The 26,307-nt window shown below is 65.5% G+C and carries 21 protein-coding genes; 13 read left to right on the top strand and 8 right to left on the bottom strand.

The features are described 5' to 3' along the window. Window position 1: 1 nt before the first annotated feature. The 4 genes from lhpI to DU505_RS10785 all read left to right on the top strand — a co-directional run bounded on the left by lhpI (window position 2) and on the right by DU505_RS10785 (window position 4,130). Entirely contained in the window at window positions 2-943 is a 942-nt protein-coding gene (gene lhpI, locus DU505_RS10800) for a bifunctional Delta(1)-pyrroline-2-carboxylate/Delta(1)-piperideine-2-carboxylate reductase (protein WP_114478989.1), read from the top strand. Beyond that, window positions 940-2,058 carry a class II histone deacetylase gene (locus tag DU505_RS10795; RefSeq protein ID WP_114478988.1) on the top strand — a complete coding sequence of 373 codons (1,119 nt, stop codon included), beginning with the start codon at window positions 940-942 and terminating at the stop codon, window positions 2,056-2,058. Before lhpI ends, DU505_RS10795 begins: the two co-directional genes overlap by 4 nt. Further along, window positions 2,055-3,023 (top strand): branched-chain amino acid transaminase, encoded by a 969-nt coding sequence (locus DU505_RS10790; protein ID WP_114478987.1) that lies wholly within the window; start codon window positions 2,055-2,057, stop codon window positions 3,021-3,023. The genes DU505_RS10795 and DU505_RS10790 overlap by 4 nt, the downstream gene beginning before the upstream one ends. A 90-nt stretch (window positions 3,024-3,113) precedes the next feature. After that, complete coding sequence (locus DU505_RS10785) at window positions 3,114-4,130, top strand: Lnb N-terminal periplasmic domain-containing protein (protein WP_114478986.1); 1,017 nt, start codon at window positions 3,114-3,116, stop codon at window positions 4,128-4,130. A 600-nt stretch (window positions 4,131-4,730) separates the two neighbouring features. On the opposite strand, the gene DU505_RS10780 is transcribed toward DU505_RS10785, so the two are convergent. The 4 genes from DU505_RS10780 to DU505_RS10765 all read right to left on the bottom strand — a co-directional run bounded on the left by DU505_RS10780 (window position 4,731) and on the right by DU505_RS10765 (window position 8,359). Next, the gene (locus DU505_RS10780) at window positions 4,731-5,489 is read right to left on the bottom strand and encodes an RNA methyltransferase (protein WP_114478985.1); all 759 of its coding nucleotides are present in this window, start codon (window positions 5,487-5,489) and stop codon (window positions 4,731-4,733) included. A 124-nt stretch (window positions 5,490-5,613) separates the two neighbouring features. Then, window positions 5,614-7,257 carry a chaperonin GroEL gene (groL, locus tag DU505_RS10775; protein ID WP_114478984.1) on the bottom strand — a complete coding sequence of 548 codons (1,644 nt, stop codon included), beginning with the start codon at window positions 7,255-7,257 and terminating at the stop codon, window positions 5,614-5,616. A 65-nt stretch (window positions 7,258-7,322) separates the two neighbouring features. After that, window positions 7,323-7,616, bottom strand: coding sequence for a co-chaperone GroES (locus DU505_RS10770; protein WP_114478983.1), 294 nt, complete (start codon window positions 7,614-7,616; stop codon window positions 7,323-7,325). 221 nt (window positions 7,617-7,837) lie between these two features. Continuing rightward, window positions 7,838-8,359: an FxsA family protein gene (locus DU505_RS10765; RefSeq protein WP_114478982.1), complete on the bottom strand. Its 522-nt coding sequence runs from the start codon at window positions 8,357-8,359 to the stop codon at window positions 7,838-7,840. A 252-nt stretch (window positions 8,360-8,611) separates the two neighbouring features. Between DU505_RS10765 and DU505_RS10760 the strand changes: the two genes are divergently transcribed. Then, a complete protein-coding gene (locus DU505_RS10760; RefSeq protein WP_114478981.1) occupies window positions 8,612-9,373 on the top strand; it encodes an SDR family oxidoreductase in 762 nt (253 codons plus the stop codon). An 89-nt stretch (window positions 9,374-9,462) separates the two neighbouring features. Here the strand turns inward: DU505_RS10760 and DU505_RS10755 are convergent, their stop codons facing one another. From DU505_RS10755 to phhA, 3 genes are all read right to left on the bottom strand, one after another. After that, entirely contained in the window at window positions 9,463-9,741 is a 279-nt protein-coding gene (locus DU505_RS10755) for a ComEA family DNA-binding protein (protein WP_114478980.1), read from the bottom strand. Window positions 9,742-10,011: 270 nt separating this feature from the next. Next, a complete protein-coding gene (locus tag DU505_RS10750) occupies window positions 10,012-10,353 on the bottom strand; it encodes a 4a-hydroxytetrahydrobiopterin dehydratase (RefSeq protein ID WP_114478979.1) in 342 nt (113 codons plus the stop codon). A 35-nt stretch (window positions 10,354-10,388) separates the two neighbouring features. Further along, the gene (gene phhA / locus DU505_RS10745) at window positions 10,389-11,219 is read right to left on the bottom strand and encodes a phenylalanine 4-monooxygenase (RefSeq protein WP_114478978.1); all 831 of its coding nucleotides are present in this window, start codon (window positions 11,217-11,219) and stop codon (window positions 10,389-10,391) included. A 321-nt stretch (window positions 11,220-11,540) separates the two neighbouring features. Between phhA and DU505_RS10740 the strand changes: the two genes are divergently transcribed. Next, entirely contained in the window at window positions 11,541-13,100 is a 1,560-nt protein-coding gene (locus DU505_RS10740; protein ID WP_114478977.1) for a sigma-54-dependent transcriptional regulator, read from the top strand. 2 nt (window positions 13,101-13,102) lie between these two features. Here the strand turns inward: DU505_RS10740 and DU505_RS10735 are convergent, their stop codons facing one another. Beyond that, the gene (locus DU505_RS10735) at window positions 13,103-15,088 is read right to left on the bottom strand and encodes a RecQ family ATP-dependent DNA helicase (protein WP_114478976.1); all 1,986 of its coding nucleotides are present in this window, start codon (window positions 15,086-15,088) and stop codon (window positions 13,103-13,105) included. Window positions 15,089-15,146: 58 nt separating this feature from the next. Between DU505_RS10735 and DU505_RS10730 the strand changes: the two genes are divergently transcribed. The 7 genes from DU505_RS10730 to hppD all read left to right on the top strand — a co-directional run bounded on the left by DU505_RS10730 (window position 15,147) and on the right by hppD (window position 26,304). Then, window positions 15,147-15,728 (top strand): endonuclease dU, encoded by a 582-nt coding sequence (locus tag DU505_RS10730; protein WP_114478975.1) that lies wholly within the window; start codon window positions 15,147-15,149, stop codon window positions 15,726-15,728. Window positions 15,729-15,825: 97 nt separating this feature from the next. Continuing rightward, the gene (locus tag DU505_RS10725; protein ID WP_114478974.1) at window positions 15,826-16,479 is read left to right on the top strand and encodes a dienelactone hydrolase family protein; all 654 of its coding nucleotides are present in this window, start codon (window positions 15,826-15,828) and stop codon (window positions 16,477-16,479) included. Window positions 16,480-16,543: 64 nt separating this feature from the next. Beyond that, entirely contained in the window at window positions 16,544-18,133 is a 1,590-nt protein-coding gene (locus DU505_RS10720) for a hypothetical protein (protein WP_245947887.1), read from the top strand. Next, window positions 18,130-18,993 (top strand): hypothetical protein, encoded by an 864-nt coding sequence (locus DU505_RS10715; RefSeq protein ID WP_245947885.1) that lies wholly within the window; start codon window positions 18,130-18,132, stop codon window positions 18,991-18,993. The genes DU505_RS10720 and DU505_RS10715 overlap by 4 nt, the downstream gene beginning before the upstream one ends. Then, window positions 18,990-23,897 carry a coiled-coil domain-containing protein gene (locus tag DU505_RS10710; RefSeq protein ID WP_114478973.1) on the top strand — a complete coding sequence of 1,636 codons (4,908 nt, stop codon included), beginning with the start codon at window positions 18,990-18,992 and terminating at the stop codon, window positions 23,895-23,897. Before DU505_RS10715 ends, DU505_RS10710 begins: the two co-directional genes overlap by 4 nt. Before the next feature lie 723 nt (window positions 23,898-24,620). Next, on the top strand, window positions 24,621-24,929 hold the full coding sequence (locus DU505_RS10705) for an MTH1187 family thiamine-binding protein (RefSeq protein WP_114478972.1): 309 nt from the start codon (window positions 24,621-24,623) through the stop codon (window positions 24,927-24,929). A gap of 274 nt (window positions 24,930-25,203) precedes the next feature. Beyond that, entirely contained in the window at window positions 25,204-26,304 is a 1,101-nt protein-coding gene (gene hppD, locus DU505_RS10700; protein ID WP_114478971.1) for a 4-hydroxyphenylpyruvate dioxygenase, read from the top strand. Window positions 26,305-26,307: the final 3 nt, after the last annotated feature.

Here is a 26,307-nt window from a genome sequence, read left to right as displayed (position 1 = left end):
GATGCGCATCGTATCCGCTGAAGAAGTCGCTGCAGCGCTTCCCTGGCCGGCGCTGGTGGAACGGCTGGCGACCACCTTTCGTGCCGGGGTGGAGTCGCCACCGCGACACCACCACGCGATGCATCGGCCTGATGGCGAAGCCACCATGCTGTTGATGCCCGCCTGGGAGCGCGCCGGCTACATCGGGGTGAAGATGGTCAATGTCTTCCCCCAGAACGCAGACCATGGCCTGCCTGCCATCTCGGGCGTCTATTTCCTCAGTGAAGGCGCCCACGGGCGGCCGTTGGCCTGCCTGGACGGCAGTGAGCTGACGCGTCGTCGTACGGCCGCCGCTTCGGCCCTTGCCGCACGGGAACTGGCGCGGGAGGACGCCTCGTCACTGCTGGTGGTGGGGACGGGCAAGCTGGCGCCCATGGTGATCGAGGCTCATGCTGCGGTACGACCGATCACGCGGGTACGTATCTGGGGTCGCAACCCCGAGAAGGCGCGGCAGCTGGCCGCGGTGTATGCCGATCGATTCGAGACCGAAGCGGTGACAGACCTGGAAGCGGCGGCCCGCGAAGCCGATCTTATCAGTTGCGTGACGCTCTCAACGGAGCCGCTGATTCGCGGCGAGTGGCTCGCCACCGGCACGCATCTGGACCTGATCGGCGCCTTCCGTCCGAACATGCGGGAAACCGATGGTGAGTGTCTGCGCCGCGGCGAGGTATTCGTCGACACCTTTGCCGGTGCCCGGGGCGAGGCCGGCGATATCCACCAGGCCATCGACGAGGGCGCCTTCGATTTCGACGAGATTCGCGCCGACCTGGCCGAGCTGCTGCTCGCCAAACAGCCTGGACGCTCTTCCGACGCGGCCATCACGGTGTTCAAGTCGGTGGGGGCTTCCCTCGAGGACCTGGCCGCTGCCATCGAGGTCTGGGAGCAGTTGGAGGCGCAGGCATGAATGCGAAAAGGGGAACGGGGTTTTTCTGGCATGAGCGCTGCTTCTGGCACGACCCGGGGCCTATTGGTGTCTTCTCGTCCCGAGGCGAGTACCTGCAGCCTCAGCCGGCGTCGGAGAGCCCCGAGAGCAAGCGACGCCTGAAGAACCTGCTCGAGGTGTCGGGCCTGATCGATGAACTCGAGGTGCGCAAGCCGCCGGCGGCTGCCCGGGAAGACCTGGCGCGCTTTCATACCGCACGCTACCTCGACGAGCTGGAGAACGGCGACCAGGCCCAGGGCGGCGAGGCTGGTGAAGCGGCTCCCTACACCCCGGGCAGCCTGGCGGCGGCGCAGCACTCGGCGGGCCTGGCCATCGCCGCGGTGGAGGCAGTGGCGACCGGCGAGGTCACCAATGCCTATGCGCTGTGCCGGCCCCCCGGGCATCACGCCGAGGCTGACCGCGGACGCGGCTTCTGTCTGCTCGGCAACATTCCGGTGGCGGTCATGCGTGCCCGTGCCCTGGGCCAGGTGCAGCGTGTAGCGATACTCGACTGGGACGTGCACCACGGTAACGGCCATCAGACGGCCTTCTACGACGATCCGGACGTGCTGACGATCTCGATCCACCAGGCCGGCAGCTACCCGGTCGATACCGGCTTCTTCGAGGAGCTGGGGGAGGGGGCCGGGTACGGCGCCAACCTCAACCTGCCGATGCCGCCGGGTTCCGGAATCGGCGCCTACCGCTATGCCATGCAGGAGCTGGTGCTGCCGGCCATCGGCGGTTTCGCCCCGGACCTGATCGTGGTGGCCTGTGGCTATGACGCCTGCGGCAAGGATCCGCTGGGCAAGATGCTGCTCAACAGCTCGGCGTTCGCCGCCATGACGCAGCAGGTCTGTGCCCTTGCCTCGCGCATCAGCGAGAACCGGCTGGTGATGATTCACGAAGGGGGCTACTCGGAAGGCTACGTGCCACTGTGCGGTCACGCCGTGATACAGGCACTCTCAGGCAGCCGAATCTCGGTTCCCGATCCTCAGAACGACGAGATTGCCGCCTGGGGCTATCAGTCCCTGCAACCGCACCAGCGAGCGCTGATCGACAGCTGGCGGGAAGGCTGGATGAAGGCGGCTCCACTATGACCCCCCTATATGACCGTGACGGCTGGATCTGGCACGACGGCGAGTGGCTGCCCTGGCGCGACGCCCGCACCCATATGCTGACTCATACTCTGCATTACGGCATGGGATGCTTCGAGGGGGTGCGAGCCTACCAGGGCCTGGGGGGCACTAATCTGTTCCGTGTCGCCGAGCACACCCGGCGATTGCTGGACAGCGCCCATGCGCTGGACATGGCGATGCCATTCACCGACGACGACCTGATCGAGGCACAGCGGCAGTGCCTGATCCGCAACGACCTGGCCAATGCCTACCTCAAGCCAACGGTCTACTTCGGCGCCGAGGGGCTGGGGCTGCGGGCGAAGGGACTGACGGTTCACGTCATGGTGGCTGCCTGGGACCTGGGCGATTACATCTCGCCGCAAGCCGCCTCCATCGGCCTGCGCGCGCTGACCTCCTCCTGGGCCCGGCATCACGTCAACATCAGCCTCTGCCGTGCCAAGACCAACGGCCACTACGTCAATTCGATGCTGGCACTCAATACGGCGGTGAAGGCGGGCTTCGACGAAGCGATCATGCTCGACACGGAGGGATACGTCGCCGAGGCCTCGGCGGCCAATATCTTTCTGCTGCGCGATGGCGTGCTGCATACACCCGAGATCACTTCCTGCCTTCAGGGCATCACCCGGGACAGCGTGATCCAACTGGCCCGCGAGGTGCTGGGTATCGAGGTTCGCGAGCGCCGTATCACTCGCGACGAGCTCTATACCGCCGATGAAGCCTTCGTCACCGGCACCGCCGCCGAGCTGCTGCCCCTGCGAGAGCTCGATGGACGTCATATCGGCGGCAGGGTCGGCGCGCCGGAGCCGGGCAAGCCGATTGCCGATGACTCCCTCACCGCCCGACTGCAGCGGTTGTACCGGCGCGTTACCCGCAATGAGCTGGGTGACGATCTGGAGCGTTTCCGTGACTGGCTGACGCCGGCATGAGCGGGTCGTCGGTGTTCATCTGAAGCCAGCGTCGATTCCATTCATTGCGCAACGTGCTACCGTGCGACTATCTGAACAAGATGGACCGAGATGGCACAGGCAATCGTATGGATCGCGCTCTTCACGCTGCTGACGCTGGGCATGCTATGGGGGCTGGCAGCCCTCTGGTTTCGGCTCGAGCTGCCCTCACCGTGGCGCCAGGTCACTCTGGGTCTATGGGGGCTGCTGATCCTTGGCCTGGTCGTGCTGGGGGTGGAGGAGTCCGTCACGGTTCGCCGCGACTGGTCGGCGCCGATTGGACAGCTGCTGCTGATGACGGTGCTCATGACCTGGTGGTTCCGGCTGCGGCCGTCCCATGACCGCCCCTGGGCCGACGATGTGGTGCACCTGGCGACCGGTGAGGTCGAGGGGAACCGCCTGACCCTGCATCATGTCCGCAACTTCGACTGGCGGACCCGCGACGACGCAACGGTTTGCTGGGAGCGTCGTCACTATGATCTTGACCGGCTGGACTCCGTCGACATGATCGTCTCCAGCTGGGGGCGACCGGGAATCGCCCACGTGATGGTCTCCTTCGGTTTCGGTGGCGATGACTTCGTCGTCTTCTCGGTGGAGGTGCGGCGCCAGAGGGGTGAACGCTTCTCCGAAATCGGCGGCTTCTTTCGCCAGTATGAGCTGTCAATTGTGGCCAGCGACGAACGCGATGCCGTGCGCCTGCGCAGCAATGTGCGTGGCGAACAGGTGCGGCTGTTTCGTATCGCCATGCCGCGTCAGACCATGCGTTCGCTGCTTCTCGCCTACGTCGATGAGGCCAACCATCTGTATGCGACCCCCCGGTTCTACAATACGATCACCGCCAACTGCAGCACCCTGGTGTTCGCCATGGCACGTCGTATCGGCGCCGGGTTGCCACTGGACTACCGGATGCTGGTCACCGACAGGCTGCCCGAATACGCCTTTTCGATGGGTGGCCTTTGGCAGGGCTACTCGCTGAGCGAGCTGGAAACGCAGGGAAATATCGTCGAGAGGGCGCGCCAGGCCCACGACGACCCGACTTTCTCACGCCGGATTCGCCGCGGTGTGCCGGGCTGGGAGGCGCTGCTGTAGCCGGAGGTTAGTCTCGAGACTATATTGAAGCGGTGAAATCTTGCCACATGACTTGTGCGCAAGAAATCAGTTGGCAAGATGATGGCGGGCCAATATAAAGAACGCCACGGGAAAGCCCGTGGCGCATGTCCTCCCTGGGCATCCTCGGGATGCCGTACCTCTCCCTGGCAGGCGTCCTGCCCGCTCGCATCCGTGTCGCATCACTCAGCAGTGTCCATTGCCCGTCCCCTTAGGGGACACAGCCTTTATCACTCACCCGGATGACAACGTAGCAACAAGGAGATGAAAGGTATGTGATGCCAGCCCTTGGAGTTTAGGAGCCGATCGGCATTGGCGCGACTTCCAGGCTGTGCCGCTTCGCTTATTCCTGGAATCCACCATGCCACACCGCAAGAACGTGTCGTTGTCGGAGGTAGCTTTAGCTCCGGTCCGACGCATCGGCGACTGGAGGCCGAAGGACTCCCGGCGGTGTTGCCAATGTTCCCGAACGTCCCCCACGCTTCAGCCTCCGCCGAGGCGCCTGGCGGCGCCAGTCGCGACGCAGAGCGGCGCTCCAACAATGATACTTTCCACCGACGGTGCTACGCCGCTGTAGGAATCTCATGTCCGATCATCCTCGGAAGTCGAGCGGGTCACTGCTGTGTCCGGTTCCAGCGACCTGAGCAGGCCGCGCAGCAGCGAGAGTTCCTTGCGGCTGGGCTGGGCGCGTGCGAAGAGCGCCTGAAGCTGGGTCTCGGTGCGGGCGTGGGGCTGCGTCAAGAAACCGCTCTGCCGCATGACGCGACTCAGGTGCTCATGGAAGTGCTCCAGTTGCTCGCGGGTGGGCTGGCGCTCCTCGGCGGGACGCGGCTGGCGATAATCGCTCTCGGGACGCTGGCGCCAGGCCTTGAACGTCTCGTAGGCCAGCACCTGTACCGCCTGGGCAAGATTGAGAATGCCGTAGCCGGGGTTGGCAGGAATACTCACCTGGTGGCTGCAGCAGCGGATCTCATCGTTGGTCAAGCCGAAGCGCTCCCGGCCGAATACCAATGCGACCGGATCGTCGGCATTGTCGACCAGCTCGCGTGCCATCGCCTCGGGCTCGTCGAAGTGGGGCAGCGGCAGGCTGCGCAGCCTCGCGCTGGCGCCAACGACCTGCACGCAGTCTGAAACCGCCTCTTTCAGCGAGGTGACCACGCGGGCACTGTCGATCACATCCTCGGCGCCGGCTGCCAGGCGCGAGGCTTCGGGATCGGGAAAGCAGCGGGGATTGACCAGCACGAGATCGGTCAGGCCCATGGTCTTCATGGCCCGCGCCGAGGCGCCGATATTGCCGGGGTGGTAGGTCTGGACGAGAACGACACGAATATTGGCAAGCATGAGAGTGGCCGCGGAACTAGGAAACAGGAAACCGGAAAACGGCGATGGTACCAAAAAACAAGCCCCGCACGTGGCGGGGCTTGCTCTGTCTTGCAGGCCGGAAAGGCCTAGAGGGTGGGGCTGATTACATCATGCCGCCCATGCCACCCATTCCACCCATGCCGCCCATGTCCGGAGCGGAGTCCTTCTCTTCCGGATCGTCGGCGATCATGCACTCGGTGGTGATCATCAGGCCTGCCACGGAGCCGGCGGACTGCAGAGCAGAGCGGGTCACCTTGGCCGGGTCGAGGACACCCATTTCGAACAGGTCGCCGTACTCGCCGGTCTGGGCGTTGTAGCCGAAGTTGCCTTCGCCTGCCTTCACCTCGTTGAGGATCACGGAGGCTTCCTGGCCGGCGTTGGTCACGATCTGACGCAGCGGCGACTCCATGGCGCGCAGGGCGATGGCGATACCGTGGGTCTGGTCGACGTTGTCGCCCTGGAGGTCCTTGATCTTGGTCAGCACGCGGACCAGAGCGGTACCACCGCCAGGTACGACGCCTTCCTCAACGGCGGCGCGAGTGGAGTGCAGGGCGTCTTCGACGCGGGCCTTCTTCTCCTTCATTTCCACTTCGGTGGCGGCACCGACGCGGATGACGGCAACGCCGCCGGCCAGCTTGGCGACACGCTCCTGAAGCTTCTCGCGATCGTAGTCGGAGGAGGTATCTTCGATCTGGGCGCGGATCTGGTTGACGCGGGCTTCGATGTCACCCTCGCCACCGGCACCATCGATGATGGTGGTGTTTTCCTTGGACATGGTGATGCGCTTGGCGCTGCCCAAGTGATCCAGCGTGGCCTGCTCGAGGGTCAGACCCACTTCCTCGGAGATCACGGTGCCGTTGGTCAGGATGGCGATATCCTGCAGCATGGCCTTGCGACGATCGCCGAAGCCGGGTGCCTTGGCGGCGGCGACCTTGACGATGCCGCGCATGGTGTTGACCACCAGGGTGGCCAGCGCTTCGCCTTCGATGTCTTCGGCGATGATGGCCAGCGGCTTGCCGGCCTTGGCGACGGATTCCAGCACCGGCAGCAGTTCGCGGATGTTGGAGATCTTCTTGTCGACCAGCAGCAGGTAGGGGTCTTCCAGCTCGACCGCCATGGTGTCCTGGTTGGTCACGAAGTAGGGCGACAGGTAGCCGCGGTCGAACTGCATGCCTTCGACCACTTCCAGCTCGTCTTCCAGGCCACGACCTTCGTCGACGGTGATGACGCCTTCCTTGCCGACCTTCTCCATCGCTTCGGCAATGATCTCACCGATACGGGCGTCGCCATTGGCGGAGATGGTGCCGACCTGGGCAATGGACTTGCGCTCGGTGCAGGGTACGGCCAGGTTCTTGATTTCCTTGACCGCAGCGATGACCGCCTGGTCGATACCGCGCTTCAGGTCCATCGGGTTCATGCCCGCGGTCACGCCTTTCATGCCCTCGGTCACGATGGACTGGGCCAGCACGGTAGCGGTGGTGGTGCCGTCACCGGCGACGTCGGAGGTCTTGGAAGCCACTTCCTTGACCATCTGGGCGCCCATGTTCTCGAAGCGGTCCTTGAGTTCGATTTCCTTGGCGACGGAGACGCCATCCTTGGTCACGGTCGGTGCGCCGAAGGACTTCTCGAGAACCACGTTGCGACCCTTCGGGCCCAGGGTGGCTTTTACGGCGTTGGCCAGGATATCAACACCACGGGCCATGCGCTTACGGGCGTCATCGGAGAACTTGACTTGTTTCGCTGTCATTTTTTGCTACTTCCTGTGAGTTCGTGAACGTCGTATGGAATAAGGAGGGTAAGAGCAGGAGCGGCTCAGCCTACGACAACGGCGAGGATATCGGACTCGCTCATGATCAGGACTTCCTCACCATCGATCTTCTGCTTCTCCACGCCGAAGCCTTCTTTGAAGATCACGGTATCGCCGACCTTGACGTCCAGCGGGCGGACATCGCCGCTGTCGAGAATCCGGCCGTTACCGACGGCGAGCACTTCGCCACGAGTCGGCTTTTCCTGGGCGTTGCCCGGAAGCACGATGCCGCCAGCGGTTTTTTGCTCTTCTTCAACGCGACGGACGACGACGCGATCGTGCAAGGGACGGATGTTCATTGCTCACGTTCTCCTGATAGTTTGCAGTGCCATGATTCAACACATGGCGGTTCATCTTCATCCTTCCAGTCACCTGGAAGGTGGAGGCGAAGGACGCCTTCCTTGTCGAAGGTGCCAAGCTCTGCTCGGCACCGAAGCCTGGTGCTGACGGTGAAATGGGGCCGGGCAATTCCCTTTCAAGGCCCAGTCGCAATTTTTTTTATGCGATGTGCCTCATCGACTTAACGGCTCGTCTCGTCACGGCTGATGAAATCCCCCTCCAGCGGCCGGTCGTCGCCGTCGTCCTGGCCAGGGTGACGTGGACCCTCCTTTCCGGGCTGTTCGCCGCTTGCCTGCTGCCAGTCGCCGGCCTGCCCTTGGCGGCTGCCACCGCGGCGCGAGGCCAGGACCTGCAGGCGAACATTGGCGATGGCCAGCAGCCTGGCAAGGACACGCCTGGCCCCGGGAATCACACAAAGGAAGCCCAGTGCGTCGGAGAGGAAGCCGGGCGCCAGCAGCAGGGCGCCGCCGAAGATCAGGGCGGCGCCGGTGAGCAACTCGCTCGACGGCAGCTCACCCTGTTCCATGCGCAGCCGAGCACGGGCGAGGGCGGCGGTGCCTTCCCGGCGAATCAGGTAGAGCCCGACAAAACCGGTGCCCAGTACCAGCGCCAGGGTCGTCAACAGGCCGATGTTGCTGCCGACGGAAAACAGGATAACGAAATCAAGCAGGGCAAAGAGCGTGAAGATAAGAAGAAAAGGCATGACGGCTCCGGGAGGGTCAGTTGCCGAAAGGATGGGGGCGAATCCGGGAAAATCAAGCCTACCGGGCCGTTTGGCGGTACGAAACGAGTCTCGATAGCGGCCTATTCTTTATTGCAGTGCACAATAATGTTAAGATGCAGCTTAAGCTTTCCGCCATTGCGGCCGAAAAAGCAGAAGAGCCGAAACGAATAATCGAAACGAAAAATGAAGAGCGGCGCTGATGCTGCCCCATACCATTTCCCGAGGAAGCCTATGAAACTGGACAAGTCTGTCATCGCCATTACCGGTGGGGCTCGCGGCCTCGGCTTCGCCATGGCGCGTCGCCTGGGCAAGCAGGGTGCCACCCTGGCACTGCTCGACATGGATGCGGACGCATTGGACCATGCGGTATCAGCTCTGTATGGCGAAGGCATCAAATCCAGTGCCTTTCAGGTCAACGTGGCCGACGAAGATTCGGTGAAGCAGGTCTTCCGCGACATCGCGGCCTCATTGGGGCCGGTAAGCGGCCAGGTCAATAATGCCGGTATCCTGCGCGATGCGCTGCTGGTGAAGGCCAAGGACGGGGTGGTGGAGAAGACCATGTCGCTGCAGGCGTGGCAGCAGGTCATCGACGTCAACCTGACCGGGGTGTTCCTGTGCGGCCGTGAAGCCGCTGCACAGATGATCGAAGCGGGCCATGAAGGCGTGATCGTCAATATCTCCAGCATTTCACGGGCCGGCAACATGGGCCAGAGCAACTATGCCGCCGCCAAGGCCGCCGTAGTATCGCTGACCACCACCTGGGCCAATGAGCTGGCGCGCTACGGAATTCGCGTGGGCGCCGTGGCACCGGGCTTCATCGAGACCGACATGACGGCCTCGATGCGTGAGGACATGCTGGAGAAGCTGACCGCGGGTGTGCCGCTAAGGCGTCTCGGCGATCCCGATCATATCGCCCAGAGCGTGGCGTTCATCTTCGAGAACGACTATTTCACCGGCCGCGTGATCGAATGCGATGGTGGGCTGCGCCTCTGAGTGCATGCCGCTAAGCGGTAAGGGCTGAACGACGAGGCCGGCGGTGAAAACCGCCGGCCTCGTCGCGTTTCAAGGTAGCGCCCCCATCCTCAGAATTCGACTTGATCGCGGAAGGCCTCCACCGTCGCCGGCCCGATCCCGCTGACCCGGGTTAGGTCGTCGGCACTCTCGAAGCTGCCGTTGGTCTCCCGCTCCTCGATAATGGCCTCGGCCCGGCTGGGCCCGACGCCCGGCAGTTCTGCCAGCAGCTCGGCGTCCGCGGTATTGACGTTGATGGGGGCCAGCTCCTGGGCCTGGGCCGCAGAAGACAGTGCCAGCAGTACACACAGAATCAGGCCGATCGCAGCGCCGTGGATGTTTCCTTTCATGATTCTTCTTCCTCTTGTGTGATGGTTAGTAACACCAAGCGGTGTCCCGTTCAAAGCTATAAGAAAGGGCGCGATGATGGGGTCGGCATATGACGTTTTTCTACGTAAGAAAAAGCCGATTATCATGGAGGTCATTTTCGCAGCCGGTTGTGGGACATGGCCTAGGCGAGACGGTGGAAGAGAACTTAAAAATCGCCCGACTCCGCCAGAAGGCGGGTCGGGCGAGGTTTTATACGGCACCAAGTGCGGGTCAAGTGCGGGGCGCGGGGCTTACTCGGTGGCGGCTTCGTCGGTACGGGCTGCCAGGATGAAGTCGTTCTTGTGCAGGCCCTTCATTTCGTGGGACCACCAGGTCACGGTGACCTTGCCCCATTCGGTGAGCAGGGCGGGGTGATGGCCCTCCTCTTCGGCGATTTCACCGACACGGTTGGTGAACGCCAGCGCCTGCTTGAAGTTGCGGAACTTGAATACGCGCTCGAGTTGCTTGACGCCATCGCGTTCGACGATCTCCCACTCCGGGATATCGCGATGGTAGGCCTGAATCTCTTCGTCACTCACGTGGGGTGCGTCCCAGCCGCAGGCTTCGCACTGCTGTTCGGATAGTTGGCTCATGCCGTCTCCTTGTCGTCGTCGGGGGTTGTCGTTGCTCAGGCCTTGGCACGCTTGGGGGCCGGTTCGAAGAGCGGCTCGTGCAGGCCCTGTGCCATGGCCTGCTGCACCATGCTCATGATGTCCTTGTGGGAAAGGTCGTGCAGGGTCTTGAGGTCGTCAAGCACGTAGTAGAGCGGCTGCAGGATATCGATACGGTAGGGCGTGCGCAGTGCCTCGACCGGGTCGAATGGCACGTGAACCGGCGCATCGGACAGGGCATGCAGGGTTTCCTTGGGCGAGGAGATGATGCCGCCGCCGTAGATGCGTCGCCCCGCCGGGGTGTCCACCAGCCCGAACTCCACCGTCATCCAATAGAGGCGAGCCAGATAGATCCGCTCCTTGGGCGATGCCGCCAGGCCCAGCCGCCCATACGTCGCGGTGAATTCGGCGAAGGCCGGGTTGGTGAGCATGGGGCAGTGGCCGAAGATCTCATGGAAGATATCCGGCTCCTTGAGGTAGTCCAGCTCCTCCGGTGTACGAATGAAGGTGGCCACCGGAAAGCGCTGGCTGGCGAGCAGGGCGAAGAAGGTGTCGAAGGGGATCAGCGCCGGCACCTGGGCGGTTTCCCAGCCGGTGCTGGCCTTGAGTACGCGGTCGATATCGGCGAGCTGTGGTACGCGGTCCTCCGGCAGGGCCAGGCGCTCGAGGCCATCGAGATACTCCTGGCAGACGCGTCCCTCGATCATGCCGAGCTGGCGTTGCATCAGGGTCTGCCAGGTGGCGTTGTCCTGCTCCGACCAGGCGATATGGCCACTGTCGTCGGGCAGGCGTGCGCGATAGCCGGTCTTGCTGGCGACATCGCTGAGATGAGCGTTGGATGACGTCATGGGGTCTCCCGCTGGCGGTTTATGATTGTCTTGTACGATCGTCTTGTACGAGCCTTGGAATGGCTTCGAGTCTAGACAGGTCTGCCGCCGCCACGTGCCCGGTTCGCGCCCCTTTTGGCCTCCGGAAGGGGTCTTGGCGTAAAGAAAACGTTACGAATGGATCGGCCCAGCGGCCAGCTTGAGGAAAGTCACGGGCAAGGCGGATTGAGACCTTGAGGGTGTCACGTTATCTTGACAGGAGAGTCACGGTGGCTTGACGCCTTTCTGCTCCGGCGCCTGGTCCTGACGATCCTTTGCCCGTTTCTGATTCGAGTACTCCTGATGAGACTGAGGTTCCACTGCCAGAACCGCATCGGCATTCTGCGCGATATCGTGTCGCACTTCGTCGATTACGGGCTCAACGTGGCGCGCGGTGAGGTGGGGGGCGAGCACGGCAATGCCATCTACCTGCATGTGCCCAATCTGCTCAATGCCCAATTGGCGACCCTCAAGCCGGTCCTGGAAGCCGTGCCCGGCGTGTTCGGCGTCCGTCGGGTCAACCTGATGCCCAGCGAGCGTCGCCACCTGGAGCTCGATGCGCTGCTGTCGTCGCTCTCCGACCCGGTGATGTCCATCGACATGGAGGGGCATATCGTGGCGGCCAACCGCGCCGCCGGCCAGTTGCTTGGCGTACGCATCGACGAGGTGCCTGGACTGTCCCTGAACCGCTACCTGCCCGACCTCGACCTGCCGGCGCTGATCCGCCGCAACAACGCGCGGGTCAACGGCCTGCGTATCACGCTGCGCGACGCCACTTTCCTGGCCGATATCGCCCCCCTGCACCGGGAGCACCTCGATGACGTGGCATCGCTGGCCGGTGCGGTGGTGACCCTGCACAGCGTCGACCGCATCGGTGAGCGGATCTACCAGGTCCAGCGGCAGGAGCTGCGTGGCTTCGATGCGCTGTTCCAGGCCAGCCCCCGCCTTGCCGCGCTGATTCGCGAGGCCCGCCGCATGGCACCGCTGGAGGCGCCGCTGCTGATCCAGGGCGAGACCGGCACCGGCAAGGAGCTGCTGGCCAGGGCCTGTCATCTGGCCAGCTCCCGTGGCCAGGCGCCGTTCATGGCGCTGAACTGCGCCGGCCTGCCGGAATCCATGGCCGAGACCGAGCTATTTGGCTATGCGCCGGGGGCCTTCGAAGGGGCGCGCCCCGAAGGCAAGCTGGGGCTGCTGGAGCTGACGGCGGGCGGTACCATCTTCCTCGATGAAGTGGGCGAGATGAGCCCACGGCTGCAGGTCAAGCTGCTGCGTTTCCTGCAGGACGGCGGCTTTCGCCGGGTAGGCAGCGACGAGGAGACCTATCTGGACGTGCGGGTGATCTGTGCCACCCAGCAGGACTTGCCCGGGCTCTGTGCCGAAGGCCATTTCCGCCATGACCTTTACCATCGCCTCAACGTGCTGTCGCTGGCGGTGCCGCCGCTGCGGGAGTGCCTGGACGGCATCGAGGCGATGGCCAACCACTTCATCGACCGGGCCGCGCGGCAGATCGGCTGCCGTGCGCCGTCGCTGTCGCCGGCGGCCCTGGCCCGGCTATCCGGCTACCATTGGCCCGGCAACGTGCGCCAGCTGGAGAACGTGCTGTTCCAGGCGGTCTCGCTCTGCGAGGGCGAGGCCATCGAGCCCGCCCACCTGCGCCTGCCGGATGTGGGCGAGGCGCCGGGCCTATCGGGCATCGACCTCGACGGCTCCCTCGCCGACATCATGGGTGATGTGGAGCGTCGAATACTGGCCTCGCTCTATCCGCAGTATCCTTCCAGCCGACAGCTGGCCAAGCGCCTGGGTGTCTCCCACACCACTATCGCCAACAAGCTGAAACGCCACGGCATCGGCACGGAGGAGTAGCGTCAGGCGGGCGAAACCAGCCCCGATCGGATCACCAGCTCACGCACCTCGGCGTAGTGGTGGGCTTCCAGCGCGGCGAAGCCGCTTAACCGCCGCGCCTTGAGTCGGGTGAGCAGCGGCGTGGTGAGGCCGCACAGGAAGCGTGTGATCAGGTCGGGGGTGAGCGGATGACGATCCTGGCTGGCGGCGAGCTGTCCGATAAGCTCGCCCGCCAGCCCCTCGATGGCGTCGATTTCCAGCGGTGGTGGCGCCTCGCCCTGAGGCAGGCGGGCGACCTGCCCGTGACAGGCGGAGCAGTGGCCGCAGTGCTGTGGCGCCCGGTCATCGCCGAACCACTCGGCCAGGCGGCGGCTCAGGCAGGCCTCGCTTTCGAACAGGGCCAGCATGGCGTGGAGTCGCTCCACTTCCGCCTGCTCCTTGTCGCTGAAATAGCCATGCAGTTCATCGCTCAGGGCGGCCGCGTCGATGTCCTGGCGCAGCACCTCGTAGACCTCGGTCATCTGCTTGCTTTCCAGCGTCATCCAGCCCTTGGTGACGAAGTAGTCCAGTGCCGTGATTACCCGGCCGCGCTCGGTATTCACGCCCCGTTCGCCGCCCAGGCGGGCGAGTGCCTCGAAATCCAGGGTGTGCCAGGTCCGGGCGCGCTGGGAGGCGTCGAGGATCGCCTGCACGAAGGCGGCACGCTCGCCCTCGAAGCGGGCGACCAGTGCCTCGGGCTCCTCGTCCAGGCGGAAGCGGTATTCGGCGAAGTAGCTGTAGCGCGGGGCGATGATGCCGCGCAGCTCCAGCTGAACCAGCAGGGTCTTCAGCGGCAGTGGGCGAATGTTGCTCTGCTGCGAGAGGCTGTTGAGCATCAGTTCCCACTGGCTGCCGGCGCCGCCCTGGCTCACCGCGACCACCTCGTCGATCACCTGGCGAATGCCGTAATGTTCCGGGGTGTCGCCGAAGACGAAGTTCTCGAGCACGTTGAGGTGGTCGCGCCCGGCCAGCATCAGGCAGTCGGAAGGCTGCCCGTCGCGGCCGGCCCGGCCGATCTCCTGGCTATAGTTCTCGATCGACTTGGGCAGGTCGAAGTGCACCACGTTGCGAATATCGGCCTTGTCGATGCCCATGCCGAAGGCGATGGTGGCGACGATGCAGGGCATCCGGCCCGCCATGAAGTCGCGCTGGATACGCTCGCGGATCTCGCTGTCGAGACCGGCGTGGTAGGCGGTGGCGGGGAGCCCGGCCTTGGTCAGGTAGGCGGCCAGGCGTTCGGCGGTCTGCTGCAGGGTGACGTAGACGATGGTGGGTGCGGGTGGCTGGGCGTCGAGCTTGGGTCGCAGCCACTCGACCAGGCGTCTCGGCCGCGACTCGGCCGGCACCGGCGCCACCTCCAGGTTCAGGTTGGGACGATAGAAGCCGGTGGCGGTGACGTCGCTTTCGGCGATGTCGAAGCGCGAGCGCATGTCGGCGATCACCCGCGGGGTAGCCGTGGCGGTCAGCAGCAGTACCTGGGTAATGCCGAACTCGAGCCGGTAGTCGGGCAGCTTGAGGTAGTCCGGCCGAAAGTTGTGGCCCCACTCGGAGATGCAGTGGGCCTCGTCCACCACCATCAGCGAGATCGGTACGCGGCGGATGAAGGCGCGGAAGCGTTCGTTCTTGAGCCGCTCCACCGATATCATCAGGATCCGAATATCGCCCCGCTTGACGCCCTCCATCACGGCAGCGGCCTCCTCGCGGCTCTGGCCCGAGTCGATGCTGGCGGCGGCGATCCCGTGGCGCTCGAGGAACGCCAGCTGGTCCTGCATCAGCGCCAGCAACGGCGAGATGACCAGGGTCAGGTGGGGCAGGTGCAGCGCAGGGAGCTGGTAGCAGAGCGACTTGCCGGAGCCGGTGGGAAAGATTGCCGCCGCCGAACGGCCCGCCGTTATCGCCTCGATGACCGGGCGCTGCCCGGGGCGAAAGTCGTCATAGCCGAAGACCTGCTGTAACGTCTGGTCGATCATGTAGGCACTCCCTGCGCTGCAGTTATTGTCCTGAAAGTCTGTTCTGAAGGCGGAGGCCATGGCGACCACCGAGCGACACCGAACATTCTCGCATATCGTCGGCTTCGACGACTGCCCGTTCCCGCGCGGGCATCGGGGCGACGTCGCCATCGTCGGCGCGGTGTTCTCGGGGTTGCGCCTTGAGGGCGTACTGTCGGGTCGGGTGCGGCGGGATGGCGTCAACAGCACCCGCGAGCTGATTCGCCTGGCCGGCGGCTCCTGTTTTGCCGGCCACCTGCAGCTTGTCTTGCTGCAGGGCATCGCCCTGGCCGGTTTCAATGTGGTCGACGTGCCGCATCTGCATGCCGAGCTGGGCCTGCCGGTGCTGGTAGTGGCGCGCCGTGCGCCTCACCGTGAGGCCATGCGCCGGGCGCTGCTCGAACGGATTCCGGGCGGGAGCCGCAAGTGGGCGCTGGTCGAACGCCTGGGCGAGATGGAGCCGCTGGCGGGAGTCTATGTTCAGCGTATTGGGCTGAGCGAGGCAGAGGCGGTAGGGGTGATCCGTGCGACCACGCCCCATGGCAAGATTCCCGAGCCGCTGAGGGTGGCGCATCTCATTGCCGGCGGGGTGACGACTGGCGAGAGCAGGGGGCGAGTCTAGCGGGCAACGGGCTCGATCCAGAGCCTATCGTCGCGAGGCAGGGCCTACACTCAGGTTGGACGGAGCATTCACGGTAAAGGAATCCGGAGGTGCCTGTATGACGACACAAGCCAGGAGTATCGAGCTCAATGCGGATGGCGTCGCGCTCGAAGGCGATCTGATTATGCCCGAGGGCGCGACCGGCATCGTGGTTTTCGCCCATGGCAGTGGCAGCAGCCGCTTCAGTTCCCGCAACCGCCGAGTCGCGCAACACCTTGCCGATCAGGGGCTGGCCACGCTGCTGTTTGACCTGCTGACCGCCGACGAGAACGAGGTCGACGAGCGGACCCGGCAGCTGCGCTTCGACATTCCCTTGATCGGCTCGCGCATGACCGCGGCGGTGGGCTGGGTGGCCACGGCCGACCCGACCCGGCATCTCTCGATCGGTCTGTTCGGGGCCAGCACCGGGGCGGCGGCGGCTCTCATCGCGGCTGCGGAGCGTCCTGAGCAAGTGCGTGCAGTGGTATCCCGAGGTGGGCGGCCTGACCTGGCCGGCCGGCATCTGGCTGCGGTGAAGGTGCCGACCCTGCTGCTGGTCGGTGGCGATGACGAGCCGGTGATCGAACTCAACGAGAAGGCCCGGGACCAGATGAGCGAGGCCAGTGAGTGCGAGCTGGTGATCGTTCCCGGCGCGACGCATCTATTCGAGGAGTCGGGCAAGCTCGAGGAGGTGGAGCGGCATGCGACCCGCTTCTTCTTGAAGTATCTATAACACGACGTCATGACCCGACCGCTCCAGGTTGGCATAATGCTCCTTTTGCCCGCAGGGAAGACCCATGACCGCCTGGAGCAAACTGCTCGTCGCCACCACAAGGCTGATCGACCTGCATGACAGCGCCCACGAGCCGGGTTCGGCCTTCGTGCAGGTCAGCCAGGAGCAGCGCCGCGGCCTGCGTGACGGCTACTGGCTCGATCTCGGCTGCCTGCTGCTGGACTACCTGCTCGATGTGGATTTCGCCACCAACAGCGCCTTCGTCTCGCAGACGCGCTGCCTCAACCACCTGCGCGATACCTATCCCGAGCTGCCCCATGACGACCTGACCTTCGTCATCAACCTGCTGTCGACGCCGAGCGAGCTGAACTTTCGACAGGCGTCCCCGACCCCGGACGCGCGCCAGCCGTCCCCGAATCCGGACGGGCGACAGGCGTCCGCGAATCCGGACGGGCGACAGGCGTCCGCGAATCCAGATGCCGGTGAGGCGAGCGGTGCGGTGCGCTCGCGGCGCAGCACCAAGCGTACGGCGCTGATCGAGAAGCAGGGCCAGACGGGCCAGGTGCGCCTCACGCCGAGCGGACGCCAGGCGGTGACCCTGGCCAGCCAGGTCGAGGACCTGCTCTATTCCGAATACGATGCCGCCAAGGTGCTGGCGGCGCTGGCCCGGGGCGACTTCGCCCGTATTCCCGATATCACCAACCAGATCCTGCTGGCCATTCGCGCCCTGACCCAGGAGCTGCGACGGGTGCGCGAGAATCCCACCCGCGAGGGCAAGTTGGTTGCGCTGCTCGACAACGAGCGCCACTACCATAACGCGCTCTCCAGCATCCAGCAGACCCTGCTCGATGGCCGGGCCCAGCTGACGACGCCCAAGCTCATGGAGCGGTTCGACATCTGGCGGGAGGAGCAGCCCGACGAGTGGGATCTGCGCGTGCTCTCCGGCGCCATCGGCCGTGTGCTCAACGCCATCGAGAACCTGTCGCGGCGACTCTCTGAGCTGCTGGCCGATATCGCTGAGGGCCGAATTCAGTCCATGGGCGTGGTGGATTTCCAGGACATGGCGCGCGAGTTGCTGGCCGCGCCCGCATCGCCACGGCTGCAGGAGGCGGTGGTCCGCCGCATGATGCCGCTGCATGCCCAGGCGGTGTTTCCCCGCCTGGCGCCGCTGGTGCCGCTGCTGGAGAGTCGCCGTGCCGAGGCGAGCCACGCCGCGCTGGTCTTCGACGAACAGCATGATGCCAGGCCGGAAGACCCGTTGCTGGCCCGCTTCCTCGAGGCCCGCGGGCCGGCGCTGCGCGAGCGGATCCACCAGGCCCCGCTGTCGCTGCCCCAGGCGCTGGAAGAGGGCTGGCACCGTTTCGAGGAGGGCGACTGTCTGGCGCAGCTGCTCAACACCTTTGTCGACACCGAATTGCTCGATCGTCGTCTCACGGTGGGCATCGAGAGTGAGCCCTTCACGTTGCAGCTGGCCGATGGCCGGCGTATCGACGGTGCGGTGACCCCCTCGCTGGGCTTTTTTCAGGCGCCGCTCTCTATGGCGCCCGAAGCCGCGCCCGAAGCTGCGCCTGAAGGCGCGCCCGGCGATGAACAGACTGCGCCCGGCGATGAACACAGCGCTACCAACCGAATCGATCAGGACGAGCCCGTATGAACATGACCGAAATGGGCGAGGTGGTCGCCTACCTGCTGCGCTATCGCAGCGCCGAACGCTTGCCCGGCAGCGGCCGCAAGCGGCGTGCCGCGCGGGAGGGCCAGCTCTCCGAGCGCGATGTCTGTGCGCTGATCGATGATGCCAGCGATATCGAACGCGAAGGGCTGCGCGATTTTCTCGCCGGACAGGGGCTGCGGCTCAAGGTGTTCGAGACCGGCGACTACCCCGGCATCGCCCCCGGCTCGCGCTACTACGCCATGCTGCCGGACCCGGAGCTGGAGCAGCCGCCGCTCTATACCCGTGAGCCGGTATTCGAGGCGCTCAAGCTACGCCAGGAGAGCCGTGCCGAGCTGGCCCAGTGGTACCTGCAGCTCTGGCTGCTGATGCACACCCTCTTATATACCCGCTACAACCGGGCGCTCTCCGACGTCAGCCGCTATCAGGAGGCGACCTTCAGCGGCGTGGAGCTCGCCGAGCTGATGCGCGAACAGCTTGAAGCGCTGCGTGGCCTGGGCGAGGCGGCGCCAGAAACGAGCCGCGGGCTGCTCGAGGAGCGCGGTGAGGATATCACCCGCCGGGTGCGCGCCTTCATCGAGCTGCAGGTCCGGGCCGGGCTGCTGGAGAGCCCGCGGGATTCCGGCGAGGCCCTGGCTGTGGACCCAGACGGCGAGAGCGCGGGCGAAGTCTGGCAACAGACGCTGCTCGGCGCCCTGGAAAGCGAACAGATCGGTATCCATCAGCTCGGCCATCTCCAGGCCCTGTCCCGAGGGCTGACGGAAGCGCCGGGTAGTGGTCAAGAAAGCGGCGCTCAGGAGGATGGCATCGAGAGTGACGGTCACGACGAGGAGGCCACCGCATGAGCGTGATCAACCGCATCGAGATCGCCAACCTGCTCAACAAGCACGGCGATGTCGCCTCGCCATGGGACGCCAAGATGCGTCACCTGCTGCTCGACCTGCGCGGCCAGTCCAGCGCCATCAGCATGGAGAACGGCTTCGGCAAGACCACCCTGGCCGAGGCGCTGATCGGGCTGCTCTCCCGCGACCGTACGCTGCTGGCGCGCACACGGCGCAAGTGCACGCCCTCGTCGGTGGCGGGCGAAGGTCGGAGTTGGAGCCACCTGCGGGTGGAGTTTCGCTCCCGAAGCGTCGGTGCCCGGCAGGACGACATGCTGGCGGCCGCGGGGGAGGAGGTTGCCGGCGAGACCTTCGTCTTCGGTTTCTACGGCTACAGCGATGGCAGCGGGCTCTCCTTCTATCACTATGCCGGTCGGCTGGAGGACATTCCGGTTCACCACCTGACCCGGGACGGCAAGCTTGCCCTGCATGCCAACAGCGATATCAAGACAGCCATGAGCCAGCGCGGTGTGCGCCTGACCCATAACCGCGAGGAGTGGCTGGAGGCGGTGGGCGCCCATGTCTCCCGCCGCGAGCTCGCCCAGCTCGCCGCCTTCCAGAAGGAGGGCGGCGCCGACAAGAGCCAGATCTTCAATGCCATCAAGCCGCGTCAGGGCGAGAAGGCGGATCAGGCCTTCTTCTTCGAGGTGCTGGCCCCCGAGATCCTCTCTGGTGCCACCCGGGGCGAGACCGACGAGAGCGAGGAGCTGATCGAGGAGGTGATCCTCAACTCCGGCACCAACATCACCGAGTTGCGCCACCGGCTCGAGGAGGCCGAGAGCGACCAGCGCCGTGCCAGCGACAAGGTCGAGCGCCTGGCCGCCCTCAAGGGCCAGGGCGAAACGCTGCGCGCCGCCCGTGACCAGCTGCTCGAGCTCGACCGCGGGCTGGCAGCGAGCGAGGCCCTGCTCGGCGGGCAGGCCCTGCTCGGCCTGCCGGGGCTGCCGCGGCGGCCCGCTGTTGTCGATGGTCAAGATGCTGCCGATACAGAGCCGGGCGAGCACGAGACCGTCCAGGGCTTCGCCTGGGCCGTGGGCGATACCGGCCGTCCCCGGGTCTCCACCTGGCTGCTGGCCCGGCTCTCCGGGCTCACCGAACGCGCCGTGCGCCAGGCGCTCTCCGAGCGGGGCGCGCGCCTGGACGTTCACCGCCGCCTGATTCACCTGGCCGAGGCCGACTGGCCGGCGGGCCGGGATATCGGCCATGTGGCCTTCGCCGCCGCCCGCGACTGGCTCGCCGAGAGCCTCGCCTTCAGCGATGACAGCGCGCGCTACCGGGCGCTGAGCGCGTTGGACGAGGGCGCCGAGGCATTCGAGGCCCTCGACGGCAACCGCTTCCGCGAGGAGGTCATCGCCGACACCCTTTACCATGAGGAGCTGGGTCGCGACCTGGCCGGGCTGGACGAGCACCGCGATGGCCTGGAGCAGGCCCGCGAGCGGCTCGAGTCGCAGCAGCGGGATTTTGTCGATAACCAGAGCTTCTACACCCAGGCCCTGGCCGAAGGACTATTCGATGAGGCCGAGCTGGAGGTGCCCGAGGCCACCGCAGAGGTGGCCCGGGAGCAGGCGTCATCCGCCAGGCAGGCCTTCAATGCTCACCTCGGGCGCATCGGTGAACTAAAGCAGGTCGCCGCTTGGCACGAGGCCTTCCAGCGCCAGCAACCGGGTGCCATGCCCGGCGAGCTGTTGCAGGAGAAGCAGGAACGCGAGGCGGAACTGGCGGAAACCCTGGAGGGGCTTGCCCGTGAGCGCGACGAAGCGACCGTGGCCCTGGAACGGGCCCGCGGCGAACGCGAGCGGCTGAGCGGCGAGCGTGAGCGACTGGCCGGCGAGCAGGGGCTGCTGGCCCGGGGGCAGGCACCCTGGCGGGCCTTTGTCGAGGGTTGGCCCAACGAGGAGATCGGCGGCTTCTGGTCCCGTCGCAAGACCGCCCTGGCCGAACTCGACACCCGCTGCCGTGAGGCCGACCGGCGTCGGCAGGATGCCGAGCGCACCCGGACGCGGCTGGCCCCGCTGGCCCAGGCCGCACGCTACTACCAGGAATTGCACGCCGACGACGACCCGGTGCATCTGCGTCAGCGCCTGCGCGACCGGGAGCGCACCCTGGCCGACGAACAGCACCGCCTGGAAGCCGAAGAGACTCGGCTGCGTCGACTGCACCGGGCACGGCTCGCCTTCGCCGACAACAGCGAACTGACGCCGGAGGCCTGGCTGCAGGACGCCAAGCGTCGCTATCCACGCCTGCTGCGCGAGGCGGAAACGCTGGAAGTCGATATCCAGGCGCGGGAGCGTTACCTGGAGAGCCTCGCCGGCGACCCGCTGGAGCGCCGCGCGGTCGAGGCCGAGGCGCACCGCCTGCTCGACGAGACGGGTGTGGCCTGGCAGCCGCTGCACGAGGTTCTCAATCATGCCGACTCCCCGCTGGAGCGACGGGGTGAATGGCTGGCCCAGGCCGCCGGCCTGCTGTTCGCCCCGGTGGTGGCCGGCAGCGATGCGGCGCAGGATGCCGCCGCCGCGCTGATCGAGGCCGGACTCGCGGTGCCGGTTTTCGAGGCCGAGCGGCTCTCCTCGCTGCTGGCTCGCGGCGAGCCGCCGCTGGGCGCCGTGCAGGGCGTCGAGACCCTGGCGGTGAAGGCCGCCCTGGACCCGAGCTATCTGGAAGCCCTGCGCGAGGCCACCGAGAAACGCCTGGCCGCCGACCGCGAACGGCAGAAGGCGCTGGCGGCCGAGTGCGCTCGTCTCGACCCCCATGGCGAGGGCTATGCCCTGGCACTGGAGGCGCGGGCTGCCGACGAGGAGGGCGTCGAAGCGTTGCTGGAGGCGCTGGGGGTGGCCCAGGGCGAGCTGGCTGAACGGCAGGCGGCATTGGCGCCGCGGCTGACCGATGCGGCATTAGCTTGCATTGATGACTTCCAGCGCTACCTGCAGGAGGGGGGCGATCTCGCCCTGGAGGAGGCCGCCGAGGCCAGCCTCGAGGCCGAGACGGCACTGGCCGAGCTGACGCCGGAGCGGGAGCGTGCCACTCGCGAACTGGAGGCCCACGGCCAGACCTGGCTCGCGGCCGAACAGTTCAACGATGCCGGCGGTGTCGAGCGGCTGCAGGCGCTCGAGGCGCGATTAGCCGAGCTTGAACGGCACCTGGCTGAGGCCGCCGAGCGGCTGGAAGCCGCCGTGGAGAGGAATGAGCTGCTGAATCAGCAGCACGCCGATGCCGAGGCGCAGCGGCGTCGCATCTTCGGCGATGGGGAACGCGACCGCCTGCGGGCACTGGCCGCCTTCGAGGAGGAGGGCGGGGTCGCCTTCATGGCCAGTGCCGCCGAGGTACAGGCCGAACTCGAAGCGGCGCTGGCCCAGGCAAGCCGGCGCGCCGACTTCGATTTCAGCCGCATACGTGCCTATCTCGACGTGCGCGATGCCGGCGGTGGCAGCCAGAAGCTGGAGCGTGAGATCGCCCGGGTCAAGCGCGAGCTGGGTGAGGCGCGTGACGCGCGCAAGGCCAAGGCAGCCGAGCGCGATACGGTGGAGGGTCGCCTGAACGATCAGCGTCGTGCCCTGGAGTGGGTAGATCAGCTTGCTATCGACTGGCTGCGTGCGCTGCGTGAACTGCCGCAGGGTTGGGCGCATCGACTGGCGGCGCTGGAGGACCTGGCCGGCGCCAGCCGCTGGCCCCACGACGATGGCGACCACGAGACCCGTGACGAGGCGCTCGAGACCTGGCATGCCATGGCGGGGGAGACGTCCGAGCTCGATGTCACCGCCCTGGAAGCCTGCCAGCAAACCCTGCTGGACGCCCTCGGCGAACTCAACCTGGGCGAGCGGGCCCGCAACCGGGAGCGTCAGGCGAAGCAGGTCGAGACGAGCGAACGTCGGCTGGCGGAGTCCCTGGAAGAGGCGGCCCACAGCCGGCTGTTCAGCGATACCGAGCGCGCCAGGTTGGCCATGCTCAAGGGTGCCAGCGCCGCCGCACTGAACGACCTGCTCGCACTTCACGAACAGCTCTTCGACCAGCTTGGCGACCATCGCCAGCGGGTCGATAGGCTGCACGCTTCCCGGGAGCAGATCGAGGGTACCCTGGTCGAGCGTCTCAGCTCGATCATCAGCGATGCCGCCGGCAATCTCGACATTCTCCGGCGGGTGGCCCGCAGCAGCGGCGAGGGCGGCGCCTTCTTCGAGGTCAAGGCGGCGCTGATCGGCCCCGACCAGCTGCGTGAGCTGATCACCACCCTGCTGGCCGATATCGACGAGCATCAGGCGGCCATGCGGCGTCGTGCCGAGCGTGATGGCGGCGTGGTTGACGGCGAATCGCGGCGCCGCGACGACGACCTGCTGCGCCAGATCCGGCGACGCATCTATCGCGGGCTCTTCCACGATGTCTCGATCCGTCTCAAGCACGATGCCATCCGCCCCCACGGCCGGCTCTTCTCGCTCAACGAGGAGATGTCGGAGGGCCAGCGGGAGGCCGTGTCGCTGATGTGGCTGGTCAAGCTCTCGGAATTCGCCATCGAGCGGGAGCTCCGCGAACTCCCGGGGCACCACAAGCGTCGTGCCCGCAGCAGCCGCGAGAGCGTGATCCTGCTCGACGGGCTATTCTCCAAGCTGTCGCATCGTCGGCTGATTCAGGACTCCCTCGAATCGCTGCGCAATACTCGCGGGCGATTCCAGATGATCGGCCTGATCCACAACCCCAACTACGAGAACGACCCCGAGATATTTCCCACCTACCTGGTGGGCAGCGTCATCGGCGGCGCCCAGGGGCAGGGCGGCCACGTCATGGTGCGCGACGGTCGCATCACCGCCCCCGAGGAAGTGGGGCGGAGCCAGGGCGAAGCCAGCCTGTTCGGCATTCACGTCACAGAGGCGGTGGAGTGAAGGATCATAAGGGTGGCAATCGCTTGTCATGGCAGGAAATATTAGCTGTTGGAGCGCTGGTTCCCATCGCGACTGGCGCCGGCAGGCGCCTTGGTGAAGCCTGAAGCGTGGTGATGGTCGCGAACGTTGGCAACACCGCCGGGAGTCCTTCGGCCTCCAGTCGCGATCTAAAGATGCTCCTACAATGCTGTAGCGCCGTCGGTGGAAAGGGTCACTGTTGGAGCGCTGGTTGCCATCGCGACTGGCGCCGATAGGCGCCTTGGCGGAGGCCGCAACGGCAGCAGTGTTCGCCAGCATTGGCAACACCGCCGGGAGCCCTTCGGCCTCCAGTCGCGATCTCAAGATGCTCCTACAATGCTGTAGCGCCGTCGGTGGAAAGGGTCACTGTTGGAGCGCTGGTTGCCATCGCGACTGGCGCCGATAGGCGCCTTGGCGGAGGCCGCAACGGCAGCAGTGTTCGCCAGCATTGGCAACACCGCCGGGAGGCCTTCGGCCTCCAGTCGCGATCTAAAGATGCTCCTACAATGCTGTAGCGCCGTCGGTGGAAAGGGTCACTGTTGGAGCGCTGGTTCCTATCGCAACTGGCGCCGGCAGGCGCCTTGGCGGAGGCCGCAACGGCAGCAGTGTTCGCCAGCGTCGGCAACACTACGGTCGCCGAAGCGTCGGACCGGAGCTGAAGCTACCTCCGACAGCGACTTTCTTATTAGACGAGGAGTACACGGCATGCACGTCATCATCGATCTCTGCGTAGTCCCCCTGGGCGTGGGGGTATCGGTCTCACCGCAGATCGCCGCCTGCCAGCGTGTCATCCAGGCATCGGGCCTCAAGCATCAGATGCACGCCTATGGCACCAATATCGAAGGCCCGTGGGATGAGGTGATGGCAGTGGTCAAGCGCTGCCATGAAGTGGTGCACGAGATGGGCGCGCCACGCATCACCACCACCATCAAGCTGGGGACCCGGACCGACCGCGAGCAGCGCATGGGCGACAAGGTGACGAGCGTGGAGGAAAAGCTCGGCGGTAAAGAGTGAGTGCGACGCTTGGGCTGTCAGGTTTTCGTTACGCCCTGTCAGGATTTTGAACCGCCCTTGGAGCGTGACTGGCCGGCTTCGTCAGGGTGTAAGCATTGCTTTACGGCGGTCGGGGTGGCGCCGACGCCGACAGCGGTGGCAAGGGGGTATCTAGACGTTCCGGTGGGAGCGGCGTGGCACTAGGCTGGGGGCACACCACGGCGCCGCAGGGCGCCCATAACAACTGTGTCAAACCCTTGTTTCAGACCCTGGCCAAACTCCCTGGAGAATTTCCATGAACGCGCCTGCCAAGACCGTCGCTCCCCTCAGCCAAGAGAACCCCATCGGTACCAATGGCTTCGAGTTCGTCGAGTATACCGCCCCCACCCCCGAGGGCATCGAGGAACTGCGTGCGCTGTTCAACCGCATGGGCTTCACCGAGACCCGCAAGCACCGCTCCAAACAGGTATTCCTGTTCCAGCAGGAGAACGTCAACTTCGTGCTCAATGCCGAGCCGGAGAGCCACGCCGCCGAGTTCGCCCGCGTGCACGGCCCCAGTGCCTGTGCCATGGCCTGGAAGGTGGCCGACGCCAGGCAGGCCTTCGACTACGCCGTGGCTCACGGCGCCGAGCCGATGGAGAACCCGGTCGGCCCCGGCGAGGTGGGCATTCCCGCGGTGCGTGGTATCGGCGGTTCGCTGCTCTACTTCGTCGACAACAAGGTCGACAGCGAAGGGCGCACCATCTATGACATCGACTTCGAGCCCATCCCCGGCCGTACCCCGCAGGACAGCAGCGTGGGCCTCAAGGTTCTGGATCATCTGACCCACAACGTCGACCGTGGCCAGATGGACTTCTGGGCGAATTTCTATACCGACATCGCCAACTTCCGCGAGAACCGCTATTTCGATATCAAGGGCAAGAAAACCGGGCTGCACTCCCGCGCCATGACCGCGCCCTGCGGCAAGATGCACATCCCGATCAACGAGTCTGCCGACGACACCTCGCAGATCGCCGAATTCCTGCGCGAGTACAACGGCGAAGGCATCCAGCACCTGGCCATGGCCACCGACGACATCTACGCCACGGTGCGTGCCCTGCGCGCCAACGGCGTGACCTTCCTCTCCACGCCGGACACCTATTACGAAAAAGTGAACCAGCGGGTGCCCAACCACGAGGAGAACGTCGAGGATCTGCGCGAGCTGAGCCTGCTGATCGATGGCGGCCCCGACGAGGGCGTGCTGCTGCAGATCTTCACCGAGACCGTGATCGGACCGATCTTCTTCGAGATCATCCAGCGCAAGGGTAACGACGGCTTCGGCGAGGGCAATTTCAAGGCTCTGTTCGAATCCATCGAGGAGGATCAGATCCGTCGCGGTGTGCTCAAGGACGACTGATCG

Source organism: Billgrantia montanilacus (genome assembly GCF_003336675.1).
GTDB lineage: Bacteria > Pseudomonadota > Gammaproteobacteria > Pseudomonadales > Halomonadaceae > Halomonas > Halomonas montanilacus.
The sequence above is the reverse complement of the archived record's forward strand: the minus strand, read 5'-3'. Positions and strand labels throughout refer to the sequence as shown.